Annotated in this window: 10 protein-coding genes; 4 read left to right on the top strand and 6 right to left on the bottom strand. The window is 73.6% G+C overall.

Features of this window, described 5'->3' with window-relative positions; translation table 11 throughout:
* Positions 1-47: 47 nt before the first annotated feature.
* Positions 48-500: a hypothetical protein gene (locus HBO46_RS09270; protein WP_166138591.1), complete on the bottom strand. Its 453-nt coding sequence runs from the start codon at positions 498-500 to the stop codon at positions 48-50.
* A 117-nt stretch (positions 501-617) separates the two neighbouring features.
* Here HBO46_RS09270 and HBO46_RS09265 point away from each other — a divergent pair, with 117 nt between their 5' ends.
* Both HBO46_RS09265 and HBO46_RS09260 read left to right on the top strand, forming a co-directional pair.
* The gene (locus HBO46_RS09265) at positions 618-764 is read left to right on the top strand and encodes a hypothetical protein (protein ID WP_166138594.1); all 147 of its coding nucleotides are present in this window, start codon (positions 618-620) and stop codon (positions 762-764) included.
* 219 nt (positions 765-983) lie between these two features.
* On the top strand, positions 984-1,472 hold the full coding sequence (locus HBO46_RS09260) for an HNH endonuclease signature motif containing protein (RefSeq protein ID WP_166138597.1): 489 nt from the start codon (positions 984-986) through the stop codon (positions 1,470-1,472).
* Positions 1,473-1,513: 41 nt separating this feature from the next.
* Here HBO46_RS09260 and HBO46_RS09255 read toward each other — a convergent pair whose 3' ends face one another.
* Positions 1,514-2,380 (bottom strand): phosphotransferase family protein, encoded by an 867-nt coding sequence (locus HBO46_RS09255; RefSeq protein WP_224769460.1) that lies wholly within the window; start codon positions 2,378-2,380, stop codon positions 1,514-1,516.
* Between the two features lie 201 nt (positions 2,381-2,581).
* On the opposite strand from HBO46_RS09255, the gene HBO46_RS09250 reads away from it, so the two are divergent.
* The gene (locus HBO46_RS09250) at positions 2,582-3,352 is read left to right on the top strand and encodes an HAD family hydrolase (protein WP_166138600.1); all 771 of its coding nucleotides are present in this window, start codon (positions 2,582-2,584) and stop codon (positions 3,350-3,352) included.
* Entirely contained in the window at positions 3,349-5,868 is a 2,520-nt protein-coding gene (locus HBO46_RS09245; RefSeq protein WP_166138603.1) for a glycoside hydrolase family 65 protein, read from the top strand. Before HBO46_RS09250 ends, HBO46_RS09245 begins: the two co-directional genes overlap by 4 nt.
* A gap of 15 nt (positions 5,869-5,883) precedes the next feature.
* On the opposite strand, the gene HBO46_RS09240 is transcribed toward HBO46_RS09245, so the two are convergent.
* Genes HBO46_RS09240 through HBO46_RS09225 form a run of 4 tightly spaced genes read right to left on the bottom strand, consistent with a single transcriptional unit; the run spans position 5,884 to position 10,835 of the window.
* Positions 5,884-7,374, bottom strand: a complete 1,491-nt coding sequence (locus HBO46_RS09240; RefSeq protein WP_166138605.1) for a hypothetical protein — start codon at positions 7,372-7,374, stop codon at positions 5,884-5,886.
* Positions 7,371-9,755, bottom strand: a complete 2,385-nt coding sequence (locus HBO46_RS09235; protein ID WP_166138608.1) for a transglycosylase domain-containing protein — start codon at positions 9,753-9,755, stop codon at positions 7,371-7,373. The genes HBO46_RS09240 and HBO46_RS09235 overlap by 4 nt, the downstream gene beginning before the upstream one ends.
* A 57-nt stretch (positions 9,756-9,812) precedes the next feature.
* The gene (locus HBO46_RS09230; RefSeq protein ID WP_166138611.1) at positions 9,813-10,046 is read right to left on the bottom strand and encodes a DUF3099 domain-containing protein; all 234 of its coding nucleotides are present in this window, start codon (positions 10,044-10,046) and stop codon (positions 9,813-9,815) included.
* Between the two features lie 54 nt (positions 10,047-10,100).
* Positions 10,101-10,835 (bottom strand): hypothetical protein, encoded by a 735-nt coding sequence (locus HBO46_RS09225; RefSeq protein ID WP_166138614.1) that lies wholly within the window; start codon positions 10,833-10,835, stop codon positions 10,101-10,103.
* Between the last annotated feature and the right edge of the window lie 29 nt (positions 10,836-10,864).

The following is a 10,864-nucleotide window of genomic DNA, read 5'->3' as shown; positions in this document are numbered from 1 at the left end:
GCCCGACCGGACACCTCATCCCTGCGCGACCTCCGCGCGTCCTGGCCTCAGGACTCGTTCAGGTCGATGTCGCAGCTGTCCTTGGCGTGCTTGGTGATCGCCTCGCCGGACTCGTTGATGCCCTCACCGAGGCCGTTGAGCTCCTCGCCCAGCGCAGCGAGATCCTCCGGGGAGACGCCCTCGGGCAGCTCGCTGCTGTCGCCCATCGCGTCGAGGTCGTCCATGCTCACGCCGGCGTCGTCCATCGCCGCGTCGAGCTCGTCGAAGTTCTTCTGGATCCGCTCCCAGTCGTCGGCCACCTCGTCGGGGGCCGCGTCGGCGAGGTCGCTCGTGGCGGCGCGGAAGTCGTCGAACGAGCCGACCTCGCCAGAGTCCAGCGCCGAGAACTCCTCGCGGGTGCTGCTGAGGGTGTCGCAGTAGTCCTCGCCGTCGCCCCCGCACCCGCTCAGCAGGCTCGTGCCCAGCACCGCTGCCGCCGCCAGGATCCCGAATCGCTTCACATTCACTCCTCTAGGTGGTCGCTGCCGAGGAGCCGCGGTTGCGGGTCGGCCGACGGCCCTCACCATCCCACCGCCCGGACGTGCCGAAACGTCACCGGAAGTGGGTACCTGCGCCCCATGGGAATCTTCAAGAAGGCCGCCAGTCTCGCCGTCGCCAAGCGGGTCTACGACGAAGCGCGCAAGCCGCAGAACCAGGCCCGTCTGCGCAGCGCCACCTCCAAGGTGCAGGAGCAGGTCGCCAAGCGGCGGCGCCCGGGGCGCTGAGGTTGCTGGTCTAGCGGGGTGCCCTGTCGAGCGGGTCTCGAGCTTGCCGAGACCCGCTCCCCCGACGGCGCTGCCGCAGTCCGAGGTCCTTACCTTGCAGATCCACTCTCACCACGAGCTCCCCGACTGCGACACCCCAGCCGCCGTGCTGGCGTTCGCGCAGGAGCAGCGGGCCGCGGTGCAGCGAGGCGAGGTGCTGATCCTGGAGGCCGCCCTGGTGTGGGCGGCCATGTCCACCTCTCGGACGCCGCGATCAGCCGCGACGAGCCCGGGATCGCACACGTCGAGGAGACCCGCTCGATCGTCCCCACGGAGCAGGTCCGCGAGTGGTGCAGCGGCGAGGCCCAGGTCGTGATCAAGCCGGTCATCGATCTCGAGGATCACCAGCACACCGATGCCTACGCGATCCCCGATCGCCTCACCGAGCAGACTCGGCTCGCCCAACCGGTGTGCGCCTTCCCGTGGTGCGAACGCCCCGCCCGGCGCTGCGACACCGACCACATCACCGCCCACGGCGATGGTGGCCCGACGTGCTCGTGCAATCTCGCACCGCTGTGCCGGCGACATCATCGGGCAAAGACCCGCACCGCCTGGGCCCACGACACCGCCGACGCCGCGACGTACCTCTGGCGCTCACCCCACGGCCTGCACCTGATCAAGGACCGCGGCGGGACCCGGCTCGTCAGCGCGCACCCACCGGACGAGTAGGACCGACCACCGCGCCGACCGCGCGCACCGGCGGTCGGCGCTCAGCTGGCCTGCAACGCCGCCAACTGAGTTGCTCCCCAGACAGAGAGCCGTTCCCGCAGCCGGACGGCAGTCAGGTCCGCCAAGCCGATGCCCGCATAGTTCGGCGCCCAGTCCTCGACGGCGTCCTCTGCCTGCGCTGCGGCCTGGAGGTCCCACTCCGCCATGGTGTCCACTGCGCATCCCGTGCGCTCCTCGTAAGCGGTCAAGAACGTCTCCGCGGCGGCGACGTGACCCATCAGCACGAGGTCGAGGCGGCACCACGCGAGGTCCTGCCCACGTGGTGCCTGTCGTGCGCCGGACCAGTCGACGACCCCGGTGAGCCGATCACCGACCCACAGCGTGTTGCCGCACCAGTAGTCGTAGTGCGTGAGCACCAGCTCCTCGTCGGCCAGCGCATCGAAGCGTTCCCGTGCCGCAGCGGCGAAGGGGCCACGTCCGCTCGGTGCGCCCGCGGGTGCGCGCCGCAACCCCTCCCCGTCTGCGGCATGGATCCGCGCCAGCACGACGCCCATCTGCTGGGCAAGCGCCGTCGGCGAGACGTCCCGACCGGGATGGCCGCCCGGCACCCGCGACGTCACGATCAGAGGACCACCCGTCTCGCTCCCGACGTCGGCGGCAACGAGCCTCGGCACCAGCGGCGCCAGGTGTTGGATGCGCGGCAGGATTCCGGTCTCGTGACCGACGGCCGCGTCTCCCGCCGGGAAACGTCGAACGACGTACTCCTCGACCCCGTCGGTGACGACGCTGGTCCGGGCGTGCTCGCCACCGCCCAGCGTCGACACGAACCGCAGTCCGCGGCCGAGGAGCCGAGACGCGACGTTCACGTCGTCCTCGGAACTGCCTCCGAGCGAGCGCGATGGAGTCACGCCGCACACTGTGTCAGTCGGGCGGTCCCGCCCGGCTCGGGGAGGGCGGCGCGGGCAGCCCGAGGACCTCGGTTCGGTGGATGTGGAAGGTGCGGAGGAGCTCCTCGAGGTTGGACGCGAGCCTGCCCTGCTGGCGAAGTGCGACGGGACTCACCACCCTGGAGGGCCGGAGGCGGGGCGGGAGCCTCTAGCCTCGACAGTGTGGATCGAGTCGACTGGACCTCTTGGCGTGCTGTGCTCTTCGACCTCGACGGTGTGGTGACCCCGACCGCCGAGGTCCACATGCGTGCGTGGAGCGAGATGTTCAACGCCTTCCTGACCGACGACGCGCCGACGCTGCCGGACGCCGCGAGCGCGGACCTGTCGGCGTACACCGACGCCGACTACTTCGCCCACGTGGACGGCAAGCCGCGCTACGACGGGGTGCGCGACTTCCTCATGTCCCGCGCGATCCTCCTGCCGGAGGGCACCAGCGAGGACCCCGGCACCGAGCTCACCGTGCGCGGGCTGGGCAACCGCAAGAACGACGCCTTCAACGCCGTGCTGGCGCGCGACGGGGTGACCGCCTACCCCGGCTCCGTCGAGCTGCTGGACCACCTGCGCGAGCTCGACCTGCCACTGGCCGTCGTCTCCTCCTCGGCCAACGCCCCCGCGGTGCTCGCCGCGGCGGGCCTCGCCGACCGCTTCCGCTGCGTCGTCGACGGGCGCGTCGCCACCGAGCTCGGCCTGCCCGGCAAGCCCGCGCCGGACACCTTCCTGCACGCCGCGGAGGCGCTCGGCGCCACCGCCGCCGACTCCGTCGTCCTCGAGGACGCCGTGTCGGGCGTGCGTGCCGGCGCGGCCGGCGGGTTCGGCCTGGTGATCGGCGTCGACCGCGGCGCCGGGCCCGACACCCTCACCCGGGCCGGCGCCGACCTGGTCGTCGCCGACCTCGCCGAGCTGGTCGTGCCGGCGACGGGAGGTGCCCGATGAACCCCCGCCAGCAGGCGCACCAGCCGATGGACCGCGGTCGCTTCCCGGCCGACCCGTGGCGCCTGGTCGAGACCCAGCACCGCGCCGAGGACCTCGGCACCACCGAGACCCTCTTCAGCGTCGGCAACGGCTACCTCGGCATGCGCGGCAACCCCGAGGAGGGCCGGGACGCCTACGCCCACGGCACCTTCATCAACGGCTTCCACGAGACCTGGCCGATCCGGCACGCCGAGGCGGCCTTCGGCTTCGCGCGCACCGGCCAGACGATCGTCAACGCCCCCGACGCCAAGCTGATGAAGCTCTACGTCGACGACGAGCCGCTCATCCTCGGCACCGCCGACCTCGAGCACTACGAGCGCAGCCTGGACTTCCGCGACGGAGTGCTGCGCCGCAGCCTGATCTGGCGCACCCCGTCGGGCAAGCGCGTGCAGGTCGAGTCCACCCGCATGGTCTCGATGACCCAGCGCCACCTCGCGGTGCTCACCTTCGAGGTGACCATGCTCGACGGCGACGCCCCGCTGGTGATCTCCTCGCAGCTGCAGAACCGCCAGGACGGCACCGACGAGTACCACGTCCCGTCGGCGTCGATGGGCGAGGCGACCGACCCGCGCAAGGCCGGCGGCTTCGACCAGCGGGTGCTGCTGCCGCGCGCCGCCCACGCCGACGAGCGCCGGATGCTGCTGGGCTACCAGTGCGCCCGATCCGGCATGACCATCGCGGTCGCCGCCGACCACCGGGTCGAGACGCCCGACGAGCACGAGCTGATCGTGCGCGCCGACGACGACCTGGCCAAGATGGTCATCCGCGTCGAGGCCCGCGAGGGCAGCACGCTGCGCCTGGAGAAGCTGGTGACCTACCACACCTCGCGCGGCGTACCGGTGCGAGAGCTGAGCGAGCGCTGCGAGCGGACCCTGGACCGCGCGACCGGTCACCCGGTGGCCGAGCACCTCGCCGAGCAGCAGCGCTGGTACGACGAGTTCTGGGACGCCGCCGACGTCGAGGTGGCCACCGACGACGCGACCCAGCAGGCGATCCGGTTCAACCTGCTCACCCTCGCCCAGGCCTCGGCACGCGCCGACCGCCAGGGCGTCCCCGCGAAGGGCGTGACCGGCTCGGGCTACGAGGGCCACTACTTCTGGGACTCCGAGATCTACGTCGCGCCGTTCCTCACCTACACCCAGCCGCACCTGGCCCGGAACCTCATGCACTTCCGCACCCGGATGCTCCCGGCCGCCCGCGCGCGGGCCCGGGAGATGGCGCAGAGCGGTGCCCTCTTCCCGTGGCGCACGATCAACGGCGAGGAGGCCTCGGCGTACTACGCGGCCGGCAGCGCGCAGATGCACATCAACGCCGACATCGCCTACGCGCTGCTGCAGTACGTCACCGCCACCGACGACATCGGGTTCCTCATCCGCGACGGCATGGACCTGCTGGTGGAGACCGCGCGGATGTGGACCGAGCTGGGGTTCTGGCGCACCAACGGCGGCGCCCCGACCTTCCACATCCACGGCGTGACCGGCCCCGACGAGTACACGACGGTGGTCAACAACAACCTGTTCACCAACGTCATGGCGCGCTTCAACCTCGACGCCGCCGCCCAGGTGGTCGACAGGCTGAAGGAGCAGCGCCCCGAGGACTTCGAGCGCCTCGTGCACCGCCTCGGCGTCAAGGAGGACGAGGTCGCCGAATGGCGCCGCTGCGCCGAGGGCATGACCATCCCCTTCGACGAGGGCCTCGGCATCCACCCGCAGGACGACTTCTTCCTCGACCGTGAGGTCTGGGACCTCTCCCGCACCCCCGACGAGCTGCGGCCGCTGATGCTGAACTACCACCCGCTGGTGATCTACCGCTTCCAGGTGCTGAAGCAGGCCGACGTGGTGCTGGCGATGTTCCTCCAGGGCGACAAGTTCACCCCGGAGGAGAAGCGCGCCAACTTCGAGTACTACGACCCGATCACCACCGGCGACTCCACCCTGTCGGCCGTGGTGCAGGCGATCATCGCGGCCGAGGTCGGCTACGAGGACGTCGCGATGGACTACTTCCGCCAGGCGCTGTACGTCGACCTCGGCGACCTGCACCACAACACCGTCGACGGCATGCACATCGCCTCCGCCGGCGGCGTGTGGAGCGCCCTGGTCTTCGGCTTCGCCGGGATGGGCGACCGCCGCCGCCGCCTGCGCTTCGACCCGCGCCTGCCCCGCGACTGGCCGGGGATGCGGTTCCGGATCCGCTGGCACGGCAGCCGGCTGCTCGTCGAGCTCACCCAGGACGCGATCACCTTCACGCTGCTCGCGCGTGGCGACGACCCGGAGGTCTCGGTCAACGTGCGCGGGGAGTACTACACGATCACCTCCGCCGAGCCCGTGCGCGTGCCCCTGGACCACCAGGGCCCGCGGGTGCCCGGGCTGCTCGGCAACCGCCCGCAGACCGGCGGCATCCGCGCCGACGGCACCCGCATCACCGCCGGGGTGCCCGAGCCGATGGTGTTCGAGGAGGACACGCCCGGGCCGGTCTGAGCGGCCGTCGCCGGGTCAGCGCTGGCCGGCGGGACGAGGGTCGGCCGGCGGCTCCGGCTCGGGCTGCGAGGGCGGGACCTCCTCCTCGAGCACCGACGGCAGGGTCGGCGGGCAGTACAGGACGTACTGGGGGCTGAGCGGGTCCTCGGCGTACCACTCCTCGCAGCGGGCGGTCTCGTCGGCGTAGCGCTCGCGGGCCCGGGTCTGGGCCTCGATCAGGTCCGTGCGGGCCTGCTCGGCGCGCTCCCACTCCTGCCGCGCCAGCTCGTAGTCGGCCCACTCCCCCGCGATCACGTCCCAGGCGCGCGCGACGCGGGCGACCTCGTCGGCATAGACGCGGTAGTCCTCGACCGCGTCGAGGTAGGCCGCGTAGTCGACCCAGTAGTCGACGACGTCGCGCTGCCAGCGCGTGCCGTCCTCGACCAGCGCGGCGCGGGCGCGCCGCAGCGCGTCGGCGTTCGCCGCACGCACGTCCGCCTCGTCGTACGCCGGTGCCATGGTCGCCGCGAAGTCCCAGCCGCAGCCGGGTCCGACGGGGTCGGGGATCCGTTGCGGCGCGAGCGTCTCGGTGCGGTGCGGGGTCACGTCGGTGGGCGGGTCGGGCACCGCCGCCGGCTCCGGCAGCGGCGGCCAGACGGGGTACGCCGGCGTGGCGGGCGGCACGGCCGGGCTCACGGACGCCGCCGGGCCGGGCACCTGGATGGCGCGCACGCCGCTGTCCCGCAGGTCGGCGGGGAGCTCGGGCCAGTCGGCCTGCGCGGTGCGCACCGGCTCGCCACGGGTCTGTCCGGTGAAGTCTGCGCCCGCGTGGACCTGGTTGCGCAGCGCGTCCTCGGGCACCGAGTCCTGCGCGGCGCAGCGCTCGGCCACCTCGCCGGCCAGCACCTCGTCCATCCGGGCCGCAGCGGTGTCCAGCGCCGCCCGGTCGGTGCCGGCGACGAAGCCGACCACGTCGCCCCGGCGCCACGCGAGCACCTCGTAGGCGGTGTCGGTGCCGGAGACCGCGAACGCGTGCCCCTCGATGCCGAGTGGCAGGTCGCCCACGACCTGCACCGCGAGCGCCGAGGGCGCGCACCCGGCACCGTCCTCGACCATGTCGGCCAGCGCGGCGGCCCCGACGCCCGCGGGCCAGGCGGCGATCGTCGCCTGGACGTTGCTGGCCTCGACCAGAAGCGTCTGCGACATCGCCACCGCCGGCGGCACCTCGACGCACGACAGCGGGTGCGGCACGCTCGCCGCGGTCAGCAGCCGTCCCTGCCGCTCCCAGTCCGCGGGCAGCGCGGCGAAGGTGCGGCTGAGCGCGCGCCACGCGGGCAGCGGGCTCTCCTCGACCACCCGGCCGTAGACGACCGCCACCTCCTCGGGTGCCTCCTCGGCCTCGTCCTCCTCACCGCTGAGGCCGAGCACCGGCAGCCCCAGCAGGACCAGGCCGAGGGTGCAGAGCAACGCCGCCAGCGCCGCAGCGGCCGGCAGCACGTGGAAGGGGTCGTCGCGGTCGAACCTCATCGCTCACCGCCCCCGGCGACCTCGACCAGCCCGCGCAGGTCCAACGCGGTCTCCGAGCCCGCGGTCAGCGTGAGCCGCACCTCGGCGCCGCGGCCCACCGCCGTGGCGGCCGCGGGCTCCTGCTCGGCCACGTGGTCGGTCGCGCCGCCCGCGGTCTCGCTCGGCCGCGAGCGCACCCGGACCTCGAAGCCGGAGGCCGCGAGCAGCGTCACCGCCTCGTCCACGCCCATCCCGACCACCGAGGGCACCGCGGTGTTGACCAGCACCGCACCGGCGCCCTGGATCGGCGGGAACTCCTCGACGGACAGGCCCTCGTGGACCGCCTCCATCGTGCGCCGCCAGACCGGTCCGGCGCCGGTGCCGCCGTAGAGCACCGAGTGGTAGTAGCCGTGCGCGTAGACACCGGTGAGCGGGTTCGCCTGCCCGCCGCGCGGGTCGCCGACCCACACCGCCGCGGCGTACTGCGGTGTGTAGCCGGCGAACCAGACGGCCGCGGCGTCGTCGGTGGTGCCGGTCTTGCCCGCGGCCGGGCGGCCGCCGCCGAGACCCACCGACGAGGCCGTGCCGCCGGCGTCGAAGGGCGCCCGCAGCACGTCGGAGACCTGCACCGCCACCGCCGGGCTGATCGCCTGGTGGCAGTCCCCGTCGGGCACCGCGATCTCCTCCTCGGACGCCACGTCGCGCGCGGAGAGGATGAGCACCGGGTCGCAGCGCACGCCGCGGGCGGCCAGGGTCGCGTACGCCGTGGCGAGCTGGAGCGGCGAGCTCTCGAACGCACCGAGGGTCAGCGAGCCCTCGCGGCCGCTGAGGTCGTCGGGGATCGAGGTCAGCCCGAGGCGCCGGGCGACGTCGGCGGTCTCCCGCACGCCGACGTCGGCCAGGAGCTGCACGAAGTAGGTGTTGACCGAGCCGCGCATGGCGCCGTACGAGTCGAGCACCCCGTGCCCCTGCCGGTCGTCGTTCTTGTAGCCGTCCTCGGGCGCGTCGAGGCCCTCGACCTGGAGACCGTTGGGGGTGTCGTACGTCGTGCGCACGCTCATCCCGCTCTCCAGGGCCGCTGCCAGGGTGATCGGCTTGAACGTCGAGCCGGTCTGGAACTCGCTGGTCGCGTAGACCACCTGGGTGCGGGAGAGGTCCCCGTCGTCCTCGGGCGTGCCGAAGGTGCGGTTCTGCGCGATGGCCACCACCTGGCCGGTGCCCGGCTCCATGACCGCGACGCCGCTCCCGACCCGGTTGGTGCGCCCGAACCCGGCATCGACGGCGCCCTCGGCGGCGCGCATGGCATCGACGTCGAGGGCCGTGCGGATCACCAGACCCCCGGCGTTGAGCCGGTTCTGCCGCTCCTCGCGCGAGGCGCCGAACTCCGGGGAGCGCAGCACGTGCTCGATGAGCATCGCGCAGTAGAAGGGGAACTCCGAGGCCGCGCACCCCGAGCGCGGGCGCGACTCCTTGATGGGCGTGGGGTGGCGGCGCAGCCGCTCGAAGCGCTCGCGGGTCAGGGCGCCCTCGGCCACCATCCGCGCCATCACCACGTCGCGACGCTCGCGGGAGCGGCCGGGGTGGGTGAGCGGGTCGTACGCCGTGGGCGACTTGAGCATCGCCACCAGCGTCGCGGCCTGCTTGACGCTGAGGTCCGCCGCCGAGGTGGAGAAGTAGCGGCGCGCGGCGGCCTCGACGCCGTACGCGCCGTTGCCGAGGTAGACCACGTTGAGGTAGGCCTCGAGGATCTCGTCCTTGGAGTAGCGGCTCTCGAGCTCGCCGGCGAGCTTGAGCTCGGCGATCTTGCCGCTGAGGGTCGCGGCCTTGGCGAGGCGGCGCTCGTCGTCGGTGGCGGCGTTGAGGATCCGTAGGTTCTCCACGAGCTGTTGGGACAACGTCGAGGCGCCTTGGAGGTCGGAGCCCACGACGTTGTTGACCAGCGCCCGGGCCACCCCGCGCAGGTCGACCGCGCCGTGCTCGTAGAAGCGGCTGTCCTCGGTGGCGAGCAGCGCGGCGACGACGTGCGGGCTGATGTCGGAGAGCCTGGTCGCCACCCGGTTCTCGGTGAACAGCTGGCCCCACTGACGGCCCTCGCGGTCGAGCAGGACGGTGCGCTGCTTGGCCTGGATCGGCGGCAGCTCCGTGCCGATGCCGTCCCAGGCCCGGATCGCGCTCTGGGCGGCGCCACCGAGCACCAGCGTGAACGGGAGCAGGGCCAGGCAGGTGACCAGGCTCAGCACCCCCACGACGAGGCCGGCGGAGCGCGCGAGCGCCCCAGCCGCGGGCCGCCCCGGGTGACGCTCGACCTCGACCATGAGGTCGTCGAGCCCGGCGACGGGCTCCTCGTGCGGTCGACGACCGCGCCCCGTGGGGGTGCGCGCGCCGGTGCGGGGTCTGTTCACGATGCCCCTATCCTGCTGCCCGGCGGCTCGAGGTGGGGGCAGGTTCCGCCATCCGGGTCATCTCCCCTCGCCCCAGTTCGCCACCAGGACGGCGATCGGCGGGAGCACGGCGGCGACCGCCGACATCGCGACCGCCGCGGGCACCGACCACAGGCGCACGACGTTCCACGCCAGCACGATGAGGACCACACAGGTCCCCATCAGGGCGAAGTACCACCGCTGGCGGCGTCGCTGGCGCGCGCTCTGCGGCTCCGGCGCGTCGGTGACGCGCGGGACGGGACGGCGGCTCATCCCTCCAGCCTGACGCACCGGGGCACGATCGCGCAGCAGCGACGGGCCGCCGGTTCAGCCAGGCGGCGGAGTCGGGTCGGTCGGCGAGGAGCCGCCGCCCCCGGTCGGCGTCTCCGAGGGGGCGCTGTCCGAGGTGTCGCCCGGGGAGCCCGACGGGTCTGTCGGCGTCGGGGGGTTCTCGGGCGTCGTGACCGGCGGGTCGGCCGGGGTCACGGGCGGGTCCGAGGGCGTGGGCACCGGCGGGTCGGCCGGGGTCACGGGCGGATCGGAGGTGGTCACCGGCGGGTCGGCCGGGATCACGGGCGGGAATCCCGGCGGCGTCAGCGGCGGCGTGGCGGTGGAGGAGTCCGCCGGGGTGCCCCCGCCGTTCCCCGCGGTCGGGGTGGTGGTCCCGCCGGGGCCCGAGCCGGGACCGGTCGCCGTCGCGCCCTCACTCGCCGCTTCGGCGGCAGCCTGGATCGCGGTGGCGAGCCGGGCGGCGTAGGCGAGCGCGAGCGACGGGACGCCGTCGAGGAGGCCACCGCCGAGTCCGACCTCGGGCCAGACCGGCAGTCCGTCGGGTCCGATCCGGAGCTGGGTCGTCGGTGCACCGCGGTCGCCGGGGCGTGCCGTCCCCGCGTCGACCGCCTGGCCGGCACGCGCCTGCGCGGCGGCGGAGGCCCGCGCCGCCGAGGCAGCCGGCACGGTGTCCTGCGGGCCACCGGAGTGGCGGGGCACCGCGAGGATCACGCCCGCCGCGACCGTGACGACCGCGAAGGCCGCCAAGGGACGCGCGTGCTCCGACTTCACCCGGGTGCTCCTGCCGTCGTGCCCGCGAC

It is taken from the genome of Nocardioides ochotonae, assembly GCF_011420305.2.
GTDB classification, from domain to species: Bacteria; Actinomycetota; Actinomycetes; order Propionibacteriales; family Nocardioidaceae; genus Nocardioides; species Nocardioides ochotonae.
This window is presented reverse-complemented; position numbering and strand designations above follow the sequence as displayed.

Coding starts and splice junctions, on each gene's coding strand:
- HBO46_RS09245 (WP_166138603.1), top strand. CDS start 3,349: ATGAACCCCCGCCAGCAGGCGCACCAGCCGATGGACCGCGGTCGCTTC.
- HBO46_RS09265 (WP_166138594.1), top strand. CDS start 618: ATGGGAATCTTCAAGAAGGCCGCCAGTCTCGCCGTCGCCAAGCGGGTC.
- HBO46_RS09230 (WP_166138611.1), bottom strand. CDS start 10,046: ATGAGCCGCCGTCCCGTCCCGCGCGTCACCGACGCGCCGGAGCCGCAG.
- HBO46_RS09240 (WP_166138605.1), bottom strand. CDS start 7,374: ATGAGGTTCGACCGCGACGACCCCTTCCACGTGCTGCCGGCCGCTGCG.